Origin of the sequence: Pseudomonas sp. WMBT8, from assembly GCF_050916005.1 — a bacterium.
Classification (GTDB): Bacteria; Pseudomonadota; Gammaproteobacteria; order Pseudomonadales; family Pseudomonadaceae; genus Aquipseudomonas.
The window spans coordinates 4,334,333-4,357,442 of the sequence record NZ_CP188096.1; the positions used below are offsets into that span (position 1 = coordinate 4,334,333).

The 23,110-nt window shown below is 60.9% G+C and carries 21 protein-coding genes; 16 read left to right on the forward strand and 5 right to left on the reverse strand.

Going from position 1 to position 23,110, the window contains the following annotated elements; all coding sequences use genetic code 11:
• Positions 1-109: 109 nt before the first annotated feature.
• Positions 110-961, reverse strand: coding sequence for a glycine betaine ABC transporter substrate-binding protein (locus ACO77H_RS19520; protein WP_169956470.1), 852 nt, complete (start codon positions 959-961; stop codon positions 110-112).
• 273 nt (positions 962-1,234) lie between these two features.
• On the opposite strand from ACO77H_RS19520, the gene ACO77H_RS19525 reads away from it, so the two are divergent.
• Positions 1,235-2,788, forward strand: a complete 1,554-nt coding sequence (locus tag ACO77H_RS19525; protein ID WP_432754456.1) for a glycosyl hydrolase family 17 protein — start codon at positions 1,235-1,237, stop codon at positions 2,786-2,788.
• 80 nt (positions 2,789-2,868) lie between these two features.
• Here the strand turns inward: ACO77H_RS19525 and ACO77H_RS19530 are convergent, their stop codons facing one another.
• The gene (locus ACO77H_RS19530; protein WP_432754457.1) at positions 2,869-3,237 is read right to left on the reverse strand and encodes a hypothetical protein; all 369 of its coding nucleotides are present in this window, start codon (positions 3,235-3,237) and stop codon (positions 2,869-2,871) included.
• Between the two features lie 237 nt (positions 3,238-3,474).
• Here ACO77H_RS19530 and ACO77H_RS19535 point away from each other — a divergent pair, with 237 nt between their 5' ends.
• The 4 genes from ACO77H_RS19535 (at position 3,475) to ACO77H_RS19550 (ending at position 7,544) form a co-directional block, all read left to right on the forward strand.
• Complete coding sequence (locus tag ACO77H_RS19535) at positions 3,475-4,773, forward strand: serine/threonine protein kinase (RefSeq protein WP_170042640.1); 1,299 nt, start codon at positions 3,475-3,477, stop codon at positions 4,771-4,773.
• Positions 4,766-5,554 carry an MlaA family lipoprotein gene (locus ACO77H_RS19540; protein WP_169956463.1) on the forward strand — a complete coding sequence of 263 codons (789 nt, stop codon included), beginning with the start codon at positions 4,766-4,768 and terminating at the stop codon, positions 5,552-5,554. The genes ACO77H_RS19535 and ACO77H_RS19540 overlap by 8 nt, the downstream gene beginning before the upstream one ends.
• Before the next feature lie 312 nt (positions 5,555-5,866).
• Positions 5,867-6,913, forward strand: coding sequence for a hypothetical protein (locus ACO77H_RS19545; protein ID WP_432754458.1), 1,047 nt, complete (start codon positions 5,867-5,869; stop codon positions 6,911-6,913).
• 160 nt (positions 6,914-7,073) lie between these two features.
• A complete protein-coding gene (locus ACO77H_RS19550; protein WP_432754459.1) occupies positions 7,074-7,544 on the forward strand; it encodes a hypothetical protein in 471 nt (156 codons plus the stop codon).
• Between the two features lie 3 nt (positions 7,545-7,547).
• On the opposite strand, the gene ACO77H_RS19555 is transcribed toward ACO77H_RS19550, so the two are convergent.
• Complete coding sequence (locus ACO77H_RS19555; protein WP_169956457.1) at positions 7,548-8,462, reverse strand: DUF808 domain-containing protein; 915 nt, start codon at positions 8,460-8,462, stop codon at positions 7,548-7,550.
• A gap of 134 nt (positions 8,463-8,596) precedes the next feature.
• On the opposite strand from ACO77H_RS19555, the gene ACO77H_RS19560 reads away from it, so the two are divergent.
• Complete coding sequence (locus ACO77H_RS19560) at positions 8,597-9,202, forward strand: TetR/AcrR family transcriptional regulator (protein ID WP_029292641.1); 606 nt, start codon at positions 8,597-8,599, stop codon at positions 9,200-9,202.
• A gap of 210 nt (positions 9,203-9,412) precedes the next feature.
• On the forward strand, positions 9,413-9,871 hold the full coding sequence (locus tag ACO77H_RS19565) for an REP-associated tyrosine transposase (protein WP_170056976.1): 459 nt from the start codon (positions 9,413-9,415) through the stop codon (positions 9,869-9,871).
• Between the two features lie 112 nt (positions 9,872-9,983).
• Here ACO77H_RS19565 and ACO77H_RS19570 read toward each other — a convergent pair whose 3' ends face one another.
• Complete coding sequence (locus tag ACO77H_RS19570; protein ID WP_170056975.1) at positions 9,984-10,424, reverse strand: GlcG/HbpS family heme-binding protein; 441 nt, start codon at positions 10,422-10,424, stop codon at positions 9,984-9,986.
• A gap of 268 nt (positions 10,425-10,692) precedes the next feature.
• Between ACO77H_RS19570 and gcl the strand changes: the two genes are divergently transcribed.
• The 9 genes from gcl (at position 10,693) to ACO77H_RS19615 (ending at position 21,545) form a co-directional block, all read left to right on the forward strand.
• The gene (gcl, locus tag ACO77H_RS19575) at positions 10,693-12,468 is read left to right on the forward strand and encodes a glyoxylate carboligase (RefSeq protein WP_432754460.1); all 1,776 of its coding nucleotides are present in this window, start codon (positions 10,693-10,695) and stop codon (positions 12,466-12,468) included.
• 10 nt (positions 12,469-12,478) lie between these two features.
• On the forward strand, positions 12,479-13,261 hold the full coding sequence (gene hyi, locus ACO77H_RS19580) for a hydroxypyruvate isomerase (protein WP_169956451.1): 783 nt from the start codon (positions 12,479-12,481) through the stop codon (positions 13,259-13,261).
• A 149-nt stretch (positions 13,262-13,410) separates the two neighbouring features.
• Positions 13,411-14,301, forward strand: coding sequence for a 2-hydroxy-3-oxopropionate reductase (locus ACO77H_RS19585; protein ID WP_169956449.1), 891 nt, complete (start codon positions 13,411-13,413; stop codon positions 14,299-14,301).
• 168 nt (positions 14,302-14,469) lie between these two features.
• Positions 14,470-15,750: a glycerate kinase type-2 family protein gene (locus tag ACO77H_RS19590; protein ID WP_169956447.1), complete on the forward strand. Its 1,281-nt coding sequence runs from the start codon at positions 14,470-14,472 to the stop codon at positions 15,748-15,750.
• On the forward strand, positions 15,740-17,155 hold the full coding sequence (gene pyk, locus ACO77H_RS19595; protein WP_169956445.1) for a pyruvate kinase: 1,416 nt from the start codon (positions 15,740-15,742) through the stop codon (positions 17,153-17,155). Before ACO77H_RS19590 ends, pyk begins: the two co-directional genes overlap by 11 nt.
• A gap of 120 nt (positions 17,156-17,275) precedes the next feature.
• Entirely contained in the window at positions 17,276-18,151 is an 876-nt protein-coding gene (locus ACO77H_RS19600; RefSeq protein ID WP_169956443.1) for an urea transporter, read from the forward strand.
• A 31-nt stretch (positions 18,152-18,182) separates the two neighbouring features.
• Entirely contained in the window at positions 18,183-19,007 is an 825-nt protein-coding gene (locus ACO77H_RS19605) for an ion transporter (protein ID WP_169956441.1), read from the forward strand.
• A gap of 93 nt (positions 19,008-19,100) precedes the next feature.
• Positions 19,101-20,105, forward strand: a complete 1,005-nt coding sequence (locus tag ACO77H_RS19610) for a sulfate ABC transporter substrate-binding protein (RefSeq protein ID WP_432754461.1) — start codon at positions 19,101-19,103, stop codon at positions 20,103-20,105.
• Between the two features lie 243 nt (positions 20,106-20,348).
• Positions 20,349-21,545, forward strand: a complete 1,197-nt coding sequence (locus ACO77H_RS19615) for an MFS transporter (RefSeq protein WP_170042633.1) — start codon at positions 20,349-20,351, stop codon at positions 21,543-21,545.
• Between the two features lie 42 nt (positions 21,546-21,587).
• Here the strand turns inward: ACO77H_RS19615 and ACO77H_RS19620 are convergent, their stop codons facing one another.
• Positions 21,588-22,952, reverse strand: a complete 1,365-nt coding sequence (locus ACO77H_RS19620; RefSeq protein ID WP_432754462.1) for a M10 family metallopeptidase C-terminal domain-containing protein — start codon at positions 22,950-22,952, stop codon at positions 21,588-21,590.
• Positions 22,953-23,110 lie beyond the last annotated feature (158 nt).

A 23,110-nucleotide genomic window follows, 5' to 3' on the forward strand; every position in this document is an offset into this window, starting at 1 on the left:
GGCTTGCCCGCGATGGCGGTGAATCAGTCAGGTATCCATCAACTGACCCACCGTAATCGCGGGCAAGCCCGCTCCTACACAAAGTGCGTTCCCACCGTTTTTGGGGGTGTTACGGAGCGGTCCACTCGGCCACACGCTCAGGGTGTTTGGCCACCCAATCCTTGGCCGCCACATCAGGCTTGGCACCTTCCTGGATGGCCAGCATGACTTCGCCGATTTCATCCTTGGAGGCCCACTGGAATTTCTTCAGGAACGCCGCGACTTCCGGGGCTTTCTTTTCCAGGCCCTTGCTGCCGATGCTATTAACCGTCTCGGCGGCGCCATAGATGCCTTTGGGATCATCAAGAAAGCGCAGTTTCCACTTGGCGAACATCCAGTGCGGCACCCAGCCGGTCACTGCGATGGAGTCTTGCTTGTCTTCGGCACGGGTCAATTCGGCGATCATTGCCGCCCCGGAACTGGCTTGCAGCTTGTAGTCCAGGCCGTATTGCTTGATGGCTTCGTCAGTCTTGAGCATCACGCCTGAACCGGCATCGATGCCCACGATCTTGTTTTTGAAGGTGGTGTCGGTCTTCAAGTCCTCGATGGACTTGGCCTTGACGTACTCCGGCACGATCAAGCCGATCTTCGCATCCTTGAAGTTGGGGCCGTAGTCGACCACCTTGTCCTTGTTCTTGGTCCAGTACTCACCATGGGTCACCGGCAGCCAGGCCGAAAGCATGGCGTCGAGCTTGCCGGTGGCCACGCCCTGCCACATGATCCCGGTGGCAACTGCCTGCAGTTTCACGTCATAGCCGAGCTTTTGCTTGATCACTTCAGCCGCCACGTGGGTGGTGGCGACACTGTCCGACCAGCCGTCCACATAGCCGATGCTCAGGGTCTTGCTGTCGGCGCTGGCCAGTGTGGAACCCATCGCAACTACCAACGTGGCAGCTGCGCCCAAGAGTCGTCGCATCTTCATAGTGCTTCCCCGAAAGTGCTGCGCCCGGCGGATGCCGAGCGACGTCAACCTGTTGTCAGGTGGTGCCTTTGGATCATCAACCTGCCGCCCCTGAGGACCTGCTCTGACTACGACCTCAGCGGAGCAAGAAACGACATCACAAAGCCAGCAGGACAATTTGTAGGAACTCGCGTCAAAATCCCGCTCGAACTTTGCATGTCAAAATTATGCGGCCCCACTGAAAACCGGCAAATGCAGGTAAGATGCGCGCCTTTGCTCCTACACGGCCTGACCATGACCGCGACTGCCCGTTTCCCCTTCCTGCCTTATATATTTGCCTTGCTGCTCGGCCTGTTCGCACTCGGTGGCTACTGGTATGGCCTCGGCCAGCCAGTGGTACTGCCGGATGTGGCCAGCGCCAGCCACAAGCTGCAATGCGCGTCCTACACGCCCTTCGACAAGGACCAATCGCCGTTCGACCAGCCGTTCAAACTGCGCCCCGAGCGCATGGACGCCGACCTGGCACTGCTGGCCACGCGCTTTGAGTGCATCCGCACCTACTCCATGACCGGCCTCGAAGCCCTGCCGGACCTGGCGCGCAAACACGGCCTGAAGTTGATGATCGGTGCTTGGATCAACAGCAACCCGGTGGACAATGCCAAGGAAGTCGACCTGCTGATCGCCTCGGCCAACGCCAACCCTGACGTGGTCACGTCGGTGATCGTCGGCAACGAAGCGCTGCTGCGCAAGGAAATCACCGCCACGCAACTGGTGAAGCTGATCGAAAAGGTCAAAAGCCAGATCCAGCAGCCGGTCACCTACGCCGACGTCTGGGAGTTCTGGCTGCAACACCCGGAAATCGCCCCGGCGGTGGATTTCCTGACCATCCACCTGTTGCCGTATTGGGAAGATGACCCTGCCGGCATCGACCAGGCCCTGCGCCATGTCGGTGATATCCGCCAGACCTTCGGCAACCGCTTCGCCCCCAAGGACGTGATGATTGGCGAAACCGGCTGGCCCAGCGAAGGCCGCCAGCGGGAAACCGCCGTGCCGAGCAGAGTCAACGAAGCCAAGTTCATTCGCGGTTTTGTCGCCATGGCCGAAGCCAATGGCTGGCACTACAACCTGATCGAAGCCTTTGACCAACCGTGGAAACGCGCCAGCGAAGGTGCGGTTGGCGGTTACTGGGGCCTGTTTGACGCCGATCGCCAGGACAAGGGCATCCTCGCAGGCCCAGTCACCAACGTGCCGTACTGGCCGCTATGGCTGGGCGTTGGCGGGCTGGTCCTGCTGGGCACCCTGGCGCTCGGCGGACGGGTTCGCAGCACCCGCGCCGCGCTGTTGCTGCCGCTGTTGGGTGCGGTCGCGGCGGGTTCGATTGGCAGTTGGGCCGAACTGACCCGGGTGACCGCGCGTTTCACTGATGAATGGATCTGGGCCGGGCTGTTGCTGGCCCTTAACCTGTTGGTGCTGGCCCATGGGGCCCTGGCCTTGAGCGCTCGCCAGGGTTGGCGCGACCGGGCTTTCGCCTGGCTGGAGCAACGCGCCGGCTGGCTGATCGCATTTGCCGGGTTCGCCACGGCGGTGATGATGCTGGCGCTGGTATTCGACCCGCGTTACCGCAGCTTCCCCAGCGCCGCCCTGCTACTGCCAGCCCTGGTTTACCTGCTGCGCCCGGTCAACGGGCCACGCCGGGAAATTGCCCTGCTGACCTTCATCATCGGTGCCGGCATTGCACCGCAGCTGTATCGCGAAGGCTTGATGAACCAGCAGGCCCTGGGTTGGGCGCTGGTCAGTGGGTTGATGGTTGCAGCCTTGTGGCGTTGCCTGCGGGTTCGCAACGCCTGAGATCGCTATCGCACCGCTCCCACATTTTGATCTGTGAATACATTCAAATGTGGGAGCTGGCTAGCCTGCGATTGGCCCTGTCAGGCAGCCCGAGCCGCCCTGACCAACCGCAACCCGGCAATCACCAGCGCAAACACCGCAAAATTGGTGTTGTACAACGCCAGCGCCGGAATCCCGAACGCCAGCCCCAGCACCGCCAAGCCCCATCCCGCGCGGCCGGGCAGCAAAAACGCGAGCACCGACGTGACCAGCGCCGCCCAGCCCATGACCTTGAAGTGGATCATCAGCCCCAGGTTGGCCCGCAACTGGCATTCCCAGCGGCTGGCGTCCTCGGCGCAGATGCCCACCCACTGCCCATCTTCCATAAACCCATAACGGGCGCCATAACTGGCAGCCAGCCATAACGGCAAGGCCAACAGCAGCAGAATCAGCGGCAAACGAGGGGACATAAGGGCACTCCGATAGGCGAAAACGGCGCCCAGCTTAATCTCCCCGGGGCCATTGGCAAGGGCTGCACACAGATAACTATTCATCAAAGCGTGCCAAAGTGTATCGTCTGGCTACTATTAGCTCGATTCCTACGCTTATTTCCGATATTTAGTGCCGATGGCTGGCACTTCGGCGATAGCGCGGTGGTCATAGCCTGCGAACTTCATTCAGCACGTTTTCCTCTTAGGGATTTAGTCATGCTCCGTTCCTTGCGCTGCGCTGCCCTGTTGGGTGGCCTTTTTTTGAGTGCGTCAGCACTGGCGGTCGATGTAGATCCGGCCAGCTATGGCTACCCTTTGACCAACCCGTTCGAGGCGACCATCGCCACGACACCACCGGACCTGCGGCCGGATCTGCCATCCATCGATGACATCAACCAGTCCGACTACACCCTGACCATGCGCCCGGAGCGTGAATTCAGCCTGCCCGACAACTTCTGGCCGGTGAAGAAGCTCACCTACCGCATTGCCAAGCAAGACCGCGCCGCGCCGCTGATCTTCCTGATCGCCGGCACCGGTGCACGCTTTGACAGCAGCCTCAACGAATACCTGAAAAAGCTGTACTACAAGGCCGGCTACCATGTCGTCCAATTGTCATCGCCCACCAGCTTCGACTTCATCAGCGCCGCCTCGCGCTTTGCCACGCCCGGCATCACCCAGGAAGACGCCGAGGACATGTACCGCGTGATGCAGGCCGTACGCGCGCAAAACGCCTCGTTGCCCGTCACCGACTTCTACCTCACCGGCTACAGCCTGGGCGCGCTGGACGCAGCGTTCGTCAGCAAGCTGGACGAAACCCGCCGCAGCTTCAACTTCAAGAAAGTGTTGCTGCTCAACCCGCCGGTCAACCTCTACACCTCCATCACCAACCTCGACAAACTGGTGCAGACCGAGGTCAAGGGCATCAACAACAGCACCACCTTCTATGAACTGGTGTTGAACAAGCTGACCCGCTACTTCCAGCAAAAAGGCTACATCGACCTCAACGACGCCCTGCTCTACGACTTCCAGAGTTCCAAGGAGCACCTGACCAACGAGCAGATGGCGATGCTGATCGGCACCTCGTTCCGCTTCTCGGCGGCGGATATCGCCTTCACCTCGGACCTGATCAACCGCCGCGGCCTGATCATCCCACCCAAGTACCCGATTACCGAAAGCACCAGCCTCACGCCGTTCCTCAAGCGTGCGCTGCAATGTGATTTCGACTGCTACCTCACCGAACAAGTGATCCCGATGTGGCGCGCCCGCTCCGACGGCGGCAGCCTGCTGCAACTGATCGACCAGGTCAGCCTGTACGCCCTTGAGGATTACCTGCGCGACAGCCCGAAAATCGCTGTGATGCACAACGCCGACGACGTGATCCTCGGCCCCGGCGACCTGGGCTTCCTGCGCAAGACGTTCGGCGATCGCTTGACCGTCTACCCACTGGGCGGCCACTGCGGCAACCTCAATTACCGCGTCAACGCCGACGCCATGCTGGAGTTCTTCCGTGGCTAAACATCTCCTGCTTCTTGCGGCCTTACTCTGCGCAGGCGTTGCCCACGCGGACAACAGCAAGGCTCACGCACCGACCGTGGTCGACCAGGATGGCTTCAAGGAGCCCTTGAGCAAACTCAAGTTCAACCCTGGCCTGGACCAGCGCGAGTTCGAGCGCTCGACCCTCAACGCCCTCAACGTCTACGACCCGCTGGAGTCGTGGAACCGTCGGGTGTACCACTTCAACTATCGCTTCGACCAATGGGTATTCCTGCCGGTGGTCGACGGTTATCGCTACGTCACCCCAAGCTTCCTGCGCACCGGTGTCAGCAACTTCTTCAACAACCTGGGCGATGTGCCCAACCTGATGAACAGCCTGCTGCAACTCAAGGGCCACCGCTCCCTGGAAACCACCGGCCGCCTGCTGGTCAACACTACCCTCGGCATCGCCGGCCTGTGGGACCCGGCCACCGCCATGGGCCTGCCGCGCCAGAGCGAAGATTTCGGCCAGACCCTAGGCTTCTACGGCGTTCCCGGCGGCGCCTACCTGATCCTGCCGATCCTCGGCCCGTCCAACCTGCGCGACACCGGCGGCCTGTTGGTGGACTACACCGCAGAAACCCAGATCAACTACCTCAACGTCGCCGAAGTCAGCTCCAACCACCCGGAAATCTGGGCCCTGCGTGCGGTGGACAAGCGCTACCAGACGAGCTTTCGCTACGGCCAGATGAACTCGCCGTTCGAGTATGAAAAAGTGCGGTATGTGTATACCGAGTCGCGCAAGTTGCAGATTGCCGAGTAACCTGTAGCCATCGCAGGCCGCGGCTGTTCGCAGCCCGGCCCTGCCCCCAGGGTCGTTGGAACATCCTTGCATCCCGCCCACTTATCTAAACGCGTTATTCCTACGAGTCTCACCCTTTAAGCCAACGCTTATCTATCGCCCCCCTTCAAACTACTTTTATAGTTAATCATCACAACAAAACCTGATTAACATCTGAAATAAAAGAAGTGGAACCACACGACATCGCCCACCACTTAAATCAAGAAAGTTAACAACTGTCGCCTTGCGACCATTAAATTCCAGCACTAAAAACCCAGTAAGAAGGATACGCTTATGGACATCAGATTTTTTACCGGGCTCGGTATTATTCAGCAATTACTATCCAACCAAGTTTGCAACATAAACACCACCACTAGCCAGGCAACATGTCCTGAGCGTTCAACTCCTGAGACTCTTCTACCGCCAGCCTTGGGAGATCTCGACAGCGCGACGCGCCCCACCGCGGCAACCGGTCGACCAGCAGGAGATCGCCGAACGGCGGAGCAAATCATCAATGCCAACCCCACTCTTAAACACCTGGAAATGCGACCAAGTATTTACCGACGTGGCCCAGAGCACAGACCCCTGCCCGAAGCCTACAAGCAAGGTATCTACAAACATACCGGAGACTGGACAATCGCCAACAAGGACCCGCAAGCCCGCGCCGATGCGGCTTACAATGCTGCGCGCCTGTTCAACTTCATTGACTCCAAAGACGCGCATGCCGTACTGGCAAGCCAACACAACGATGGTTTTCTCAGTGGTTATTCTGGTAACGAACAGATTGTACCGTTCAAGAAACAACACCCAGACGAAGCGATCTACCCTCCATTTCGTAAACCATCCATCCGAAAGGACTCCGAACACGCGCTGCTCACAAAATTTATCGAACATGGCTACGCCAGCCTGGAGTTCAAAGGTGAGCAGCAGATTTATGTAAGGCCAACCCACGCCACGGGGCGACCCCGTGGCGATCATCGAAGCGCCGAGGATATCTTGAGGGACAATCCATTACTTGCTACAGCAGATCGGATTGTCAACGCACTGGTTAAATCCGGCGAAAACCTTAAAGAGCTTCAGAAACATATCGGAGACTGGAGTAAAAATAACAAAGACCCTGAGGCACGGGCAGATGCAGCGTACAACCTGGCCTATATAGCCAACTACATTGGCAACCTAAACAAATCGACTACAGATATTAGTCTAAAGCTTCCAGATTTTAATCGGGGTAAGGTGTGGGCCCAAAACGACGCCGCAGATAAGAGCTATTTGCTTCAAGTAACCTTAAAGCATGGCTATGAGTTACTCAACTCATCCACAGCGCCGAACGAAACCCCTTAAATACCATCCACCCCGCACCTTACCGAGCGACGCCCCCCACCACCAGGAACCATTTCGTACCTGTTTGCCACTTAAAACCCAGGCACACGCGCAGGTCAGCCTGACACAAAACAAGCTGACTTCCCGCTACCCACCTCGAACTTTCCAGTGGAACTTCAACATGACGATATCGGTTTCCCAACCCCCCATCACGGCACCCAGCACCCCCGCTACTCCCGCCACAGAGTCCCAAGCCTCAACAAAACCTTCTCTGGACGCCCCCAGAGGCGCCTATGGTCGACCGGCCGGCGATGATCGCAGCGCAGGACAAATCTTCAAGGACACGCCGATCCTCAAGGACATCCTCAAGCAAGACGGTCCTTTCGCGAGCAACTTCATCAATCAGCTCAAGCAGCAAACCGGCGATTGGGGCGCAGCCAATCGAAACCCCGACTCACGCGCCAACGCCGCCTATAACCTGGCGCAAGTGGCAACCTACATTGATGGCCGCGAAGGCTTGGAGCGTCAGGGCCCGAGCCAGCAGAGCGATCAGCACGTTCAGGGTTTCGGCCAGTTCGGCAGTGTTTTAGCAGGCTCGGAAGCGCAACTGCTCAAGGCATTCAGCGAAAAAGGCTACAGCGCGCTGCAATAGCACCTAACCCCTCAAGGCACGCCACGCCTTGCTCGCCACCGATACCAGCGCCAGCACCACCGCCCCGGCGATGATCCCCGCGATGGCATTGAGCAAGGTCGGCATCAGCCAACTGATGCCACCGATGCTCTGACTCACACTCTCAATCCAGTGATGCACCACCGGCACGCCGTGGGTCAGGATGCCGCCACCGACCATGAACATCGCCGCCGTGCCGATCACCGACAGGCTTTTCATCATGTACGGTGTGGTTCGTACAAACCCGTTGCCGATATCGCGCACCAGTTGGCCGGGCTTTTGCGCCATCCACAGGCCCAGGTCGTCGAGCTTGACGATACCGGCGACCAGGCCGTACACACCGATGGTCATGACCAGAGCGATGCCCGACAGCACGATCACTTGCTGCATCAACGGTGCATCAGCCACGGTGCCCAGGGTGATGGCGATGATTTCGGCAGAGAGGATAAAGTCGGTGCGGATCGCGCCCTTGATCTTGTCTTTCTCGAACGCCACCAGGTCGGTTGCGGGGTCGGCCACGGCTTCGACCAACTGGGCATGTGCAGCCTGATCATCGGCCTTGCTGTGCAGGAATTTATGGGCGAGTTTTTCAAAGCCTTCGAAACACAGATAAGCACCGCCGAGCATCAACAGTGGCGTGACCGCCCATGGCGCGAAGGCGCTGATCAACAGCGCGGCGGGAACCAGGATCAGCTTGTTGATAAACGAGCCCTTGGCAACGGCCCACACCACCGGGATTTCCCGCTCGGCGCGTACACCAGAAACCTGCTGCGCATTGAGCGCCAAGTCATCCCCCAGCACCCCGGCGGTTTTCTTGGCGGCCATTTTGGTCATCAAGGCCACGTCATCGAGGACGGCGGCGATGTCATCGATCAATACCAACAAGCTGCTTCCTGCCATGAATCGGACGTCCTAAATGTGGGATATTTCGCAGCATAGCGTGGTACAAAGCGTCGCGGGCAGATTCTTGAGGCGCGCGGATCGCCGGTGCTACCATGCGCAACCGCCTGTCCTGGCAAGGAATCATCTGGTCTATGAGCACCATTCGCGAGCGCAACAAAGAACTGATCCTGCGGGCTGCCAGCGAGGAGTTTGCCGACAAGGGCTTCGCCGCGACCAAAACCAGCGACATCGCCGCCAAGGCCGGGCTGCCCAAGCCCAACGTTTATTACTACTTCAAGTCCAAGGACAACCTCTACCGCGAGGTGCTCGAAAGCATCATCGAGCCAATCCTGGCCGCCTCCACTCCCTTCAACCCGGACGGCGACCCCAAGCAGGTGCTGAGCGGCTATATCCGCTCGAAAATCAGCATCTCCCGCGACCTGCCCTTTGCCTCGAAAGTGTTCGCCAGCGAAATCATGCACGGCGCCCCGCACCTGAGCCCCGAGCAGGTGCAGCAACTCAACGCCCAGGCCAAGCACAATATCGATTGCATCCAGAGCTGGGTCGATCGCGGCCTGATCGCCGCCATTGATCCTCATCACCTGATGTTCAGCATCTGGGCAGCGACGCAGACCTATGCGGACTTTGACTGGCAGATCTCGGCGGTGACCGGCAAGGCCAAGCTGGATGAGGCCGATTATGAAGCGGCGGCGCAGACGATTATTCGGTTGGTGTTGAAGGGGTGTGAGCCGGACTGATGGACTGTGGTGTGGCCAAGATTCGCGAGCAAGCCCGCTCCCACACTAGATCTGTGCCAGACACAAAATGTATGAACAACAAAGATCCCATGTGGGAGCGGGCTTGCTCGCGAAAGTGCCCTCCCAGACACATCCTGCCAAAAGCCTGCCCATCAGCCTCAAGCTCCCCGATCTAGCCTCTCAAGACCCCATCTGAAGAGAGGCAACGGAATGCCTGATCGAGCCACCTCACACCGCCTACGCATCGGGCGGTTCAGCGAAACCAACCACATCTACCTGATCACCACCAACACCCACGAACGCACACCAATCTTCAGCGATTTCCATCTCGGCCGCCTGGTGGTCTGGCAGTTCAGGCTCGCCCAATATCAAGGGCTGGCGCACTCTCTGGCCTGGGTGGTGATGCCCGACCATTTCCACTGGTTGATCCAACTGCAAAAAGGTTCGCTGGGTGACTTGATGTGCCAGGTGAAATCCAAAAGCACTCGCTCAGTCAATGGCACCACTGCCCGCAAGGGGAGGCTTTGGCAAACCAGCTTTCATGATCGCGCGCTGCGTAGGGAAGATGACCTAGTGAAGATGGCCAGGTATGTGGTGGCCAATCCATTGAGGGCGGGGTTGGTGGAGAGGATTGGCGACTATCCGTTGTGGGATGCAATTTGGGTTTAGATTCAAGACCGAGTCGGCCCTATCGCGAGCAAGCCCGCTCCCACATTTTGACCGTGTTCACAGGTCAAAACGCGGGCTTGCTCGCGATGAGGTTCTTACAAGCCCGGAGAAATCAAGCACTCACCCCCGCATCCGCCAACAACCCCACCCCTTCAATCGCGCTGATCGCGCATTGCTCATCAATATCCGACGTATCCCCACTGATCCCGATCGCCCCCAGCACCACCCCCGCCTGATCCCGAATCAACACCCCGCCCGGCGCCGGCACCACGCCGCCCTGCCCCAGGCTGTTCAGTGCAGCGATAAATGCCGGCCGTTGCTGGGCATCCAGCGCCAGCAAACGCGAGCCCTTACCCAGGGCAATCGCGCCCCAGGCCTTGCCGATAGCAATTTGCGGGCGCAGCAGGCTGGCGCCGTCTTCCCGTTGCAGGGTGATCAGGTGCCCGCCGCTGTCGAGCACTGCGATGGTCAGCGGTGCAGCGGCAATGGTGCGGCCTGCGGTGATGGCCTGGCTGACCAGGTTGACTGCGACTTTCAAGGTTAGAGCGCTCATGGGTGCCGTCCTTATCTTGTTATTGAGAAAGCCTTGGGGCTCTGATTGATCAGAAGCCGGATGCAACAAATAGAACACAATAGATTTATTTTTTGTATACAATATTTCGAAAGATACGCACCACACGTCGAAATACTCCCGCTAAAAAGCCTTCCGACGAATGCACAGGCCCGAGAACAAAATGGATTGACCTGCGTAGCTCGCCGTGAATACACTTTGAAGCAACACCACTTGTATACAATTACAAAACGCAAGAGGCACCAAAACCATGAGCAAAATGAGAGCAATCGAAGCCGCTGTCCTGGTGATGCGTCGTGAGGGTGTAGATACCGCCTTCGGCATCCCAGGCGCTGCGATCAACCCGTTGTATTCGGCCCTGCAAAAGGTCGGCGGCATCGATCACGTCCTCGCTCGCCACGTGGAAGGCGCTTCGCACATGGCCGAGGGGTATACCCGCACCAAGGCCGGCAATATCGGCGTGTGCATCGGCACTTCGGGCCCGGCGGGCACCGACATGGTCACCGGCCTGTACAGCGCCTCGGCCGATTCGATCCCGATCCTGTGCATCACCGGGCAAGCGCCCCGTGCCCGCATGCACAAGGAAGACTTCCAGGCCGTGGACATCACCAGTATCGTCAAGCCAGTGACCAAGTGGGCAACCACCGTGCTGGAACCTGGCCAGGTGCCGTATGCGTTCCAGAAAGCCTTCTATGAAATGCGCTCCGGCCGCCCCGGCCCGGTGCTGATCGACTTGCCATTCGATGTGCAGATGGCCGAGATCGAGTTCGACATCGACGCCTACCAGCCACTGCCCCTGGCCAAGCCACTGGCCACGCGGATCCAGATCGAGAAGGCCCTGGCGATGCTCGATCAGGCCGAACGCCCGCTGCTGGTCAGCGGTGGCGGCGTGATCAATGCCGACGCCAGCGAACTGTTGGTGGAATTCGCCGAGCTGACCGGTATCCCGGTGATCCCGACGCTGATGGGCTGGGGCACCATTCCCGACGATCACCCGCTGATGGTGGGCATGGTCGGCCTGCAAACCTCGCACCGTTATGGCAACGCTACGATGCTCAAGTCCGACGTGGTCCTGGGTGTCGGCAACCGTTGGGCCAACCGTCACACCGGCTCGGTGGAGGTGTACACCGAGGGTCGCAAGTTCATTCACGTCGACATCGAACCGACGCAAATCGGTCGGGTGTTCACCCCGGACCTGGGCATCGTGTCCGACGCCGGTGCCGCGCTGACGATGTTTATCGAAGTGGCCCGCGAGTGGAAAGCCGCCGGCAAGCTCAAGGACCGCAGCGCCTGGCTGCACGATTGCCAGCAGCGCAAAGCCACCCTGCACCGCAAGACCCACTTCGACAACGTTCCGGTTAAGCCGCAACGGGTGTACGAAGAGATGAACCAGGTGTTCGGCAAAGACACCTGCTACGTCAGCACCATCGGCCTGTCGCAGATTGCCGGTGCGCAGTTCCTGCACGTCTACAAGCCACGCCACTGGATCAACTGCGGCCAGGCCGGCCCGCTGGGCTGGACCATCCCCGCTGCGCTGGGCGTGGTCAAGGCCGACCCGAGCCGCAAGGTAGTGGCGCTGTCCGGCGACTATGACTTCCAGTTCATGATCGAAGAGCTGGCCGTGGGCGCGCAGTTCAAGCTGCCGTACATCCACGTGGTGGTGAACAACTCCTACCTGGGGCTGATCCGCCAGGCCCAACGCGGGTTTGAAATGGACTACTGCGTACAGTTGTCTTTCGACAACCTCAACGCCCCGGAACTCAACGGTTATGGCGTCGACCACGTTGCCGTCGCCGAAGGCCTGGGTTGCAAGGCCCTGCGTGTGTTCGAGCCGGGCCAGATCCAGCCCGCGCTGCGCAAGGCCCAGGAAATGATCGAAGAGTTCAAGGTGCCGGTGATTGTCGAGATCATCCTGGAGCGCGTGACCAATATTTCCATGGGCACCGAGATCAACGCCGTCAATGAATTCGAAGATCTGGCACTGGTGGGCAACGACGCACCGACTGCCATTTCATTGCTCGATTAAGGAGAACCCCATGCCGCGTTTTGCCGCCAACCTGTCCATGCTGTTCACCGAACAGGACTTTCTCGCCCGCTTCAAAGCCGCCGCCGATGCCGGTTTCAGCGGGGTGGAATACCTGTTCCCCTATGAGTTCAGCTCCGCCGAAATCAAGGCGCAGCTCGACGCCCACGGCTTGACCCAAGTGCTGTTCAACCTGCCCGCCGGTGACTGGGCCAGCGGCGAGCGCGGCCTGGCCTGCCACCCGGACCGGGTCGAGGAGTTTCGCGCTGGGGTCAACCTGGCCATCGCCTACGCCCAGGTACTGGGCAATACCCAGATCAACTGCCTGGCGGGGATTCGCCCTGCCGGCGTGGACGACGCCACCCTGGAAAAAACCTTCGTCGCCAACCTCAAGTACGCAGCCGACAAGCTGCAAGCGGTGGGCATCAAGCTGGTGATGGAAGCGATCAACACCCGCGACATTCCCGGCTTCTACCTGAACAACACCGCACAGGCCCTGGCGATTCGCGAACAGGTGGGCAGCGCCAACCTATTCCTGCAATACGACATCTATCACATGCAAATCATGGAAGGCGACCTGGCCCGCACCATGGCCACGCACCTGGATCAGATCAACCATATCCAGCTGGCGGACAACCCGGGGCGCAACGAGCCGGGCACCGGTGAAATCAACTACCGGTTCCTGTTCGAGCATCTGGAGCGCATTGGCTATCAGGGTTGGGTCGGCTGTGAGTACAAGCCGTTGACCACGACCGAGGCCGGTCTTGGCTGGCTCAAGAGCCATAACGCGATCTGACCAACCCCATAAAAACCTGTAGGAGCTGGCTTGCCTGCGATGCAGACACCTCGGTGTATCAGGCATACCCAGGTGGCGCCATCGTAGGCAAGCCAGCTCCCACGGGGGCAGTGCAAAACCTGCATAACGAATAAAAAGAGGACTTCATCATGGCTAAAATCGGCTTTATCGGCACCGGCATCATGGGCCAACCCATGGCCGCGAACCTGCAGAAAGCAGGTCACCAACTGTTCCTCTCCGAGCACCACGGCAAGGCGCCCGCCGAGCTGGTCGCCGCCGGTGCCGTGGCCCTGGCCAACCCGCAGCAAGTGGCCCAGGAAGCGGAATTCATCATCGTCATGGTGCCCGATACCCCCCAGGTCGATGACGTGCTGTTCCGCGCCGACGGCGTAGCGGCTGGCCTGTCGCCGAACAAAGTGGTGATCGACATGAGTTCGATCTCGCCCACCGCCACCAAGGCCTTTGCCGCAAAGATCAACGCCACTGGCGCGCAGTACCTCGACGCACCAGTGTCCGGCGGTGAAGTCGGCGCCAAGGCCGCGACCCTGAGCATCATGGTCGGTGGCGAGCCGCAGACCTTCGAACGCGCCCTGGCGCTGTTCCAGAGCATGGGCAAGAACATCACCCTGGTGGGTGGCAATGGCGACGGCCAGACCGCCAAGGTGGCGAACCAGATCATCGTTGCCCTGAACATCCAGGCGGTGGCCGAAGCGCTGCTGTTCGCCGCGAAAAACGGCGCCGATCCGGCCAAGGTCCGCGAAGCGCTGATGGGCGGCTTCGCCTCCTCGAAGATTCTCGAAGTGCATGGCGAGCGGATGATCAAGGGCACCTTCGACCCGGGTTTCCGGATCAACCTGCACCAGAAGGACCTGAACCTGGCCCTGGCCGGCGCCAAGGAGCTAGGGATCAACCTGCCCAATACCGCCGGCACCCAGCAAGTGTTCAGCACCTGCACCGCGATTGGCGGCGGCAACTGGGACCATTCGGCGCTGATCAAGGGCCTGGAACATATGGCGAATTTCTCGATTCGCGATAAGTAACCGCCCCTTTTTCAATGCAATCCCTGGTAGGAGCTGGCTTGCCTGCGATAGCGGTCGTTCAGTGACAGATTAATCGCCTGACACACCGCCATCGCAAGCAAGCCAGCTCCCACATTTGGCCCTCATTCCACGTTGCAAACCCAATAACAAGAACCCGGGAGCCCGCTTATGTCGGTCGATCCGCAACACCTGCTTCGCGAGCTGTTTGCCACAGCCATCGACGCTGCCCACCCCCGGCAAGTCCTCGAACCTTATCTGCCCGCCGACCGCAGCGGCCGCGTGATCGTGATCGGCGCGGGTAAAGCTGCGGCCGCCATGGCCCTGGTCGTGGAAAACAGCTGGCAGGGCGAGGTTTCGGGACTGGTGGTCACACGCTACGGTCACGGCGCGCCCTGCCAGAAAATCGAAGTGGTCGAAGCCGCGCACCCCGTGCCCGATGCCGCTGGCCAGGCCGTGGCCAAGCGCGTGCTGGAACTGATCAGCAACCTTGGCGAAGACGACCGTGTGATCTTCCTCCTGTCCGGCGGCGGTTCGGCGCTGCTGGCGTTGCCGGCGGCGGGTATCACCCTGGCCGACAAACAAGCCATCAACAAAGCCCTGCTCAAATCCGGCGCGACCATCGGCGAGATGAATTGCGTGCGCAAGCACCTCTCGGCGATCAAGGGCGGGCGACTGGCCAAGGCCGCCTGGCCGGCCACGGTCTACACCTACGCGATTTCCGATGTGCCGGGCGACCAGGCCACGGTGATTGCCTCCGGCCCGACCGTAGGCGACCCGAGCACCTCGCAACAGGCCCTGGCGATCCTCAAGCGTTACCAGATCGAAGTGCCAGCCTCGGTGCGCAGTTGGTTGCAGAACCCGGAGTCAGAGACCGTCAAACCCGGTGACCCGTGCCTGGCGCGCAGCCATTTCCAATTGATCGCGCGACCGCAACAGTCCTTGGAAGCGGTGGCGGTCAAAGTGCGCCAGGCCGGCTTCAGCCCGCTGATCCTCGGCGACCTGGAAGGCGAAGCGCGGGATGTGGCCAAGGTCCACGCCGGCATCGCCCGGCAGATCGTGCAGCACGGCCAGCCGCTGGCGGCGCCCTGCGTGATCCTCTCCGGCGGCGAGACCACCGTGACCGTGCGCGGCAATGGCCGTGGCGGACGCAACGCCGAGTTCCTGCTGAGCCTGACCGACAGCCTCAAGGGCCTGCCTGGCGTGTACGCCCTGGCCGGTGATACCGACGGCATCGACGGTTCCGAAGACAACGCCGGGGCAATCATGACCCCCACCAGCTACGCGCGCGCCGAGGCCCTGGGCCTGTCGGCCAGCGATGAGTTGGACAATAACAATGGCTACGGCTATTTCGCGGCACTCGACGCGCTGATCGTCACCGAGCCGACCCGTACCAACGTCAACGACTTCCGCGCCATTTTGATACTTGAGACTGCTGCCCATGACGCCTGACAAGAAAGTCAAAATCCTCGCCACCCTGGGGCCGGCCACCGACGGTATCGATGACATCCGCGAGCTGGTGGAAGCCGGGGTGAATATCTTCCGCCTGAACTTCAGCCATGGCGATCACGCCGACCATGCCCAGCGCTACCAGTGGATCCGCCAGGTCGAGCGCCAGCTCAATTACCCGCTGGGGATCCTGATGGACCTGCAAGGGCCGAAGCTGCGGGTCGGGCGTTTCGCCGAAGGCAAAGTGCAACTGGTGCGTGGCCAGGCGTTGCGCCTGGACCTCGACCCCACGCCGGGCGACCAGCGACGGGTCAACCTGCCCCACCCGGAAATCATCAAGGCCCTGGAACCGGGCATGGACCTGTTGCTCGATGACGGCAAGCTGCGCCTGCGGGTGATTACCAAGCATGCCGATGCGATCGACACCACGGTGTTGAATGGCGGCGAACTGTCCGACCGTAAAGGGGTGAACGTCCCACAAGCCTTGTTGGAGCTCAGCCCACTGACCGCCAAGGACCGCCGCGACCTGAGTTTCGGCCTGGAACTGGGCGTGGACTGGGTGGCGCTGTCGTTTGTACAACGCCCCGAAGACATCCGTGAAGCGCGCGAACTGATCGGCGACAAGGCGTTCTTGATGGCGAAGATCGAGAAGCCCTCGGCGGTGCGCCACCTGCAGGAAATCGCCGAGCTGAGCGATGCGATCATGGTCGCCAGAGGCGATCTGGGTGTGGAAGTGCCGGCCGAAAGCGTGCCGCAAATCCAGAAAGACATCATCAGCACCTGCCGCCAACTGGGCAAACCGGTGGTGGTGGCAACGCAGATGCTCGAATCCATGCGTTTCTCGCCGGCCCCGACCCGCGCCGAAGTCACGGACGTGGCCAATGCCGTGGCCGAGGGCACCGATGCGGTGATGCTCTCGGCCGAAACCGCGTCCGGCGAATACCCGCTGGAAGCCGTGCAGATGATGAGCAAGATCATTCGCCAGGTGGAGAACGGCCCGGACTACCAGACCCAACTGGATGTAAGCCGGCCCAAGGCCGACGCCACCGTGTCCGATGCCATCAGCTGCGCGATCCGCCGGATCAGCAGCATCCTGCCGGTGGCGGTGCTGGTGAACTACAGCGAGTCGGGCAGCTCCAGCCTGCGCGCGGCGCGGGAGCGGCCGGCGGTGCCGATCCTCAACCTCACGCCGAACCTGTCCACCGCGCGCCGCTTGAGCGTGGCCTGGGGCGTGCATTCGGTGGTCAATGACCGCTTGCGGCAGGTGGACGAGGTGTGTTCCACAGCGCTGGAAATCGCCCAGGCCCAAGGCATGGCGCAGCGTGGGGATACGCTGTTGATCACTGCGGGGGTGCCGTTTGGGCAGCCGGGGTCGACCAACTCGCTGCGTATCGAGACGTTGATCTAGCGTCTGTTCGGGCCTTATCGCGGGCAAGCCCGCTCCCACATTTGACCGTGTTCGCAGATCAAAATGTGGGAGCGGGCTTGCTCGCGATGGGGGCAACTCGGTCTTACTGACTTACCCACCATGCCCAACCCAACCTGCCCCGACTGGGCCGAAGCCCTGCTCAACGGCTTCAGCCAGATCTTCCTGCAACGCCACCCGCTGTGTGGCCTGCTCTGCCTGCTGGCGATCCTCGCCTGCGCCCCGGCCCTGCTCGGCGGTGCGCTGCTGGGCGGGGTCGCCGGCCTGCTCACGGCCCAGCGCCGCGACTATCCCAAGGCCGAGCGCCAGGCCGGGCTCTATAGCTATAACGGTGTGTTACTGGGGCTGCTGATCGGCCAGCACTTTGCCTGGTCAGCATTGCTGCCGCCGCTGATCCTGGCGTGCGGCGGCCTGAGTGCGATCCTGACCCGGCAATGGGTCAAGCGCATGGCCCATGGCGATGACCTGCCCGCCTATACGGTGCCCTTCGTCGGGTTAGGCTGGCTGCTGCTCGGCACGGTCTCACCGGCCACCCTGCCCCTCATTGCCGCCACCCCCCTGGACTGGCTGAGCGCGCCACTGGTCGGGCTGGGCCAGGTCGTGCTGCTGGATCGACCGCTGGCCGGCCTGCTGATCGCCCTTGGCCTGCTGTTGGCCAGCCCTCGCGCGGCGCTGTGGGCGATGCTCGGGGCCGGCAGCGGCGTGGTGCTCGGCCTGCTGCTCGACGACCCCGCCGGCGCCCTGCTCGGCCTGCACAGCTATAACCCGGCACTTGCCGCCCTGGCCCTCAGCCACTACCGGCGCCAACCCTGGCTGCCGTTGCTCGGCATCCTCCTGGCCAGCCTGCTTGCCCCGGGTTTTGCCGGCCTGCACCTGGCGCCGCTGACTGCACCGTTTATCCTCGCCTGCTGGTTGGTGCGCGCGACGTTGCGCCTGCGGCACAGGGTCAACGTGGACAGCCCGTTCGAATCCCCCTAGGCTTCGCAGACCTACGATTCAGGCGGACTTCATGGACAGCAACAACGACTGGCGCCAGCGGCTCTACGTCATGGTATTTCAGAGCGACACGGTGGCCGGGCGGCGTTTTGACGGCATCTTGCTGCTGATCATCCTCGCCAGCCTGGTGATCGTGATGCTCGACAGCATCGACCAGATCCACCAGAACTACGCCGATGTGCTGGCCTATATCGAGTGGGGCTTCACGCTGATTTTCCTCATCGAGTACGGCCTGCGCCTGTATTGCTCGCCCAAACCGTTGCGGTATGCCTTTAGTTTCTACGGGCTGGTGGACTTGCTGGCCATCGTCCCCGGCATCCTGGCCCTGTACTACAGCGACGCCCAGTACCTGCTGATTATCCGCATCATCCGCATGTTGCGGATCTTCCGGGTGCTCAAGCTCGGCCCCTACCTCAAGCAGGCCAACTACCTGATGTCGGCGCTGCGCGGCAGCAAGCAGAAGATCGTGGTGTTCCTGGTCAGCGTCTGCACCCTGGTAACGGTGTTCGGCACCCTGATGTACGTGATCGAAGGCCCGGAGCACGGCTTTACCAGCATCCCCAAGGGCATCTACTGGGCTATCGTGACCCTGACCACCGTGGGGTTTGGCGACATCGTGCCCAAGACCCCGCTGGGCCAGGTGATCTCCTCGCTGGTGATGATCACCGGCTACTCGATCATCGCCGTGCCCACCGGGATCTTTACCGCCGAACTGGCCAACGCCATGCGCGGCGAGCAACTGCAACACGACTGCCCGGTGTGCCAGAAAAGCAGCCACGAACCCAATGCGGCCTTCTGTTCACGCTGTGGCAACGGCCTCTATAAAAAAGTGGAATAAGCAAAGTTCTTTTTAATCTTTAAGCGTCTATGCCGCCCCGGCTATAGTCGTGGGCTATAAGCCACTACCTTCTCGAACAACAAGGAATGAGCAGTGAAAAAACTTGTTAGCGCTTCGCTCCTGGCCGCAGGCCTCGCACTGTCTGTCGGCGCCCAGGCCGCCTCGACCACCCTGCTCAACGTCTCCTATGACGTGATGCGTGACTTCTACAAGGACTACAACGCGGCGTTCCAGAAGCACTGGCAAGCCGAACACCCGAACGACAAGCTGACCTTGCAGATGTCCTTCGGCGGTTCCAGCAAACAGGCGCGCTCGGTCATCGACGGCCTGCCGGCTGACGTGATCACCATGAACATGGCCACCGACATCAATGCCCTGGCGGACAACGGCAAACTGGTGCCCGACAACTGGGTCACCCACCTGCCGAACAACAGCGCACCGTTCACGTCCGCCACCGTGTTTATCGTGCGCAAGGGCAACCCCAAGGCCCTCAAAGACTGGCCGGACTTGCTCAAAGATGGCGTGCAGGTGATCGTGCCCAACCCCAAGACCTCCGGCAACGGGCGCTACACCTACCTGTCGGCCTGGGGCTATGTGCTCAAGAACGGAGGCGATGAAAACAAGGCCAAGGACTTTGTCGGCAAGCTGTTCAAGCAAGCTCCGGTGCTCGATACCGGTGGCCGTGCCGCGACCACTACCTTCATGACCAACCAGATCGGCGACGTGCTGGTGACCTTTGAAAACGAAGCGGAAATGATTGCCCGTGAATTCGGCCGCGACCAGTTCGAAGTGATCTACCCAAGCGTCTCTGCCGAAGCCGAGCCGCCGGTGTCGGTGGTCGACAAAGTGGTCGATAAAAAGGGCACCCGTGCAGTGGCCGATGACTACCTGAAATACCTGTGGTCGGCCGAAGGCCAGGAAATTGCAGCCAACAACTACCTGCGTCCACGGGACCCGAAGGTGCTGGCCAAGTACACCGATCGCTTCCCGAAAGTCGACTTCCTGTCGGTGGAGAAGACCTTTGGTGACTGGCGCACCGTGCAGAAGACCCACTTCAATGATGGTGGAGTGTTCGACCAGATCTACAACGGCCAGTAACTGACCGGACACGCTCAACAATGTGGGAGCGGGCTTGCTCGCGACAGCGGTGTATCAGCCAGGTATTTCTAACCTGATACGCCGCCATCGCGGCGATGCGGCGATCCGACAAGCCCGCTCCCACATTGGGTTGTGCGCAAGACATTAATGCCAGGCATGTCTGAAATCATCAGTAACACTTACCTCGTCCCTCGCCTACCCTTTACCCTTCGCATCCTCCTTCCCCGTTTTAACGAGAACACCATGACCGCTACTCCGCCCGCGACCGCCACCATGACCCGTGGCATGGTGCTGCTGTTCGCGTTCTGCTGCGGCGCTATCGTCGCCAATATCTACTACGCCCAACCGATCATTGAACTGATTGCCCCGGACATCGGCCTGACGCCGGCCATGGCCAGCCTGATCGTGTCCCTGACCCAGATCGGCTACGCCCTGGGCCTTTTTTTCCTGGTGCCGCTGGGCGACCTGTTGGAAAACCGCCGGCTGATGATCATCACCACCGTGGTCGCCATTGCCAGCCTGCTGGGCGCGGCCTTTGCCGAGCAGCCGAACCTGTTCCTGCTGGTGTCGTTGCTGATCGGCTTCAGCTCCGTGTCGGTGCAGATTCTGATTCCCCTGGCCGCGCACCTGGCGCCCGCCGAATCCCGTGGCCGGGTGGTGGGCAGCATCATGGGCGGCCTGTTGCTGGGCATCCTGCTGGCACGGCCGGTGTCCAGCCTGGTGGCTGACCACTTCGGCTGGCGCGCGATGTTCATGGCGGCGGCGGCAATGATGGTCCTGATCAGCGTGGTACTGCTGTTGACCGTGCCCAAGCGCCAGCCGGATCACAGCGCCAGCTATGCCCAGTTGCTGCGTTCGTTGGGCACCTTGCTGCGCGAACAACCGTTGCTTCGTCAACGGGCGTTCTACCAGGGTTGCCTGTTTGCGGCCTTCAGCCTGTTCTGGACCGCCGTGCCCCTGGAGCTGTCGCGTAACCATGGGCTGAGCCAAAGCGAAATTGCCCTGTTTGCCCTGGTCGGTGCCCTCGGCGCCATTGCCGCCCCTATCAGCGGGCGCCTGGCCGATGCTGGCCATACCCACCGCGCCTCGCTGCTGGCGATGCTGTTTGCCGCGCTGAGTTTTCTGCCGGCGTTTATCCACCCGATCTACAGCGTGATTGGCCTGGCGGTGACCGGCGTGGTCCTGGACTTCTGCGTGCAGATGAACATGGTCCTTGGCCAGCGCAGCATCTACGCCCTCGACGCCCATAGCCGCAGCCGCCTGAACGCGCTGTACATGACCAGCATTTTCATCGGCGGCGCCTTCGGCTCAGCGATTGCCAGCAGCGTGTATGAGCACGGCGGCTGGCTTGGGGTGATCGTGGTGGGCAGCCTGTTCCCGCTGGTGGCGCTGTTGCGGTTCTTGAGTGTGTCTCGGGCGGCATCGGCGGTGAGCGCCTGACGTTCGACACGACGCCAGTACGCTCGGGCCCCGGCCTGGGGTTCACCGGTGGCTCTTCTCCAGCATGCGTAAGAGCGACTGGAACATGGTGAGGGTTTGCAGGAGAAAACTCGCTACCGTCGCAAGGAGCGAAGCGCTGGTTCCTGGCTCCGGTACAGGGGCCGGCGTAGGCGTAGGTCGCGGCGACGGAGTGGGCGCCTGCCCTCCCGTCACGATATCGGCCTGTGCGATTTTGCCGGTGGTGATCACCAGCAGATCAGGTTTGCCATTGCCGTTCATATCAATCGCCAGGCTGCCACGCCCGGTACTCTCCTGGTAGCGGAGCACCGCATTGCCGGGCTGCCCGGTGAATTGACTGGAGAACGTGAGGCCCTTGATACCGGCTTCTCTCAGGGCCCCGGACACATCGATCTTGTCGGTACCACTGGTAAAATCCGCGATCCGATCAGGGTTGCGCGGCGTGGAGTCACTGGCCTTGTCGTAAACGAAAGTGTCAGCGCCCTCCCCCCCGCGCAGCCTGTCTGCCCCGGCGCCGCCCTTGAGGCGATTGTCCGCATCATTGCCCGTCAGCACATCATTGCCAGAACCGCCGACGGCATTTTCCAGGGTCACGCCCTTGGCGATGGAGACGTTACCGCGCAGGCCGCCGACGTCCGAGAATGATTCTGCATTGAGGTCGATCTTCTGGTTCTGCCCATACCCGGAAAAATCCAGGGTGTCGTTGCCGCCCCCGTCCCACACACAAAACAGCGCCGCCTCGCGTGCATTCTTGAGGCTCAGGACGTCACGCCCGGTATTGGAGTTGAAGCCGTAGGTTGTGTCTGTACTACGGGTTTTGTGGTTGGCCCCATACATTTTCTGAATCGCCGCGATGTCATGCATCATCGGTGCCGAGGGCATCAGCCCCCGGAAATCATGACCGGCGTGCTTGGTCTCGGCCCAGTAACTCATGACCGTGCCGGCCCGGGTGTCCTGCGCGAACGTCGCATCCCTTTCGTACGTCCCCCCGCCGTTGTACTCCCCGGGGTGGGCCAGCCCCAGGCAATGGCCGATCTCATGCACCATAGTGGTGTTGAAATAACTCCCTTCCTGAGGTGCATGTGCCGCCCGGCGTGTCCCGACCATGGCACGCGCGCCGGAGTTATGTCGATCAGGACCCCATGCCACGCCACTTTCCATGCGATTGGAACCAGTGACTTGAATCGATCCATCTGCCTTGCGCGCATTTTCATGAAAGCTGATATCGGCCACGTCCTGCCAAGCCTCCAGGGCCCGGCGGGCACAGCCTTTCTGTGGTTCGGTGAACCCGCGAAGATTGAAAGAAACCTGGGTCTTGCCGTCCCGGTCTCGATCGTAAAAGCGCATACCACTGCGCGTCAGGTGCCTTGCGACCTGATCGGTGTTCAAGGAGCGTTTTCCACGGCCGTAAAACTGCGCCTTGGACGGCGGGTCCGTTTCTGCTGGATGGTGAGCTGGGTGAGTACCTGCGTGGCCTATCTGACACATGGCGATCTCCGAAACGATTAGTGGCGGGAGTAACAGCGCCCAACATCAGTGAAAACTGC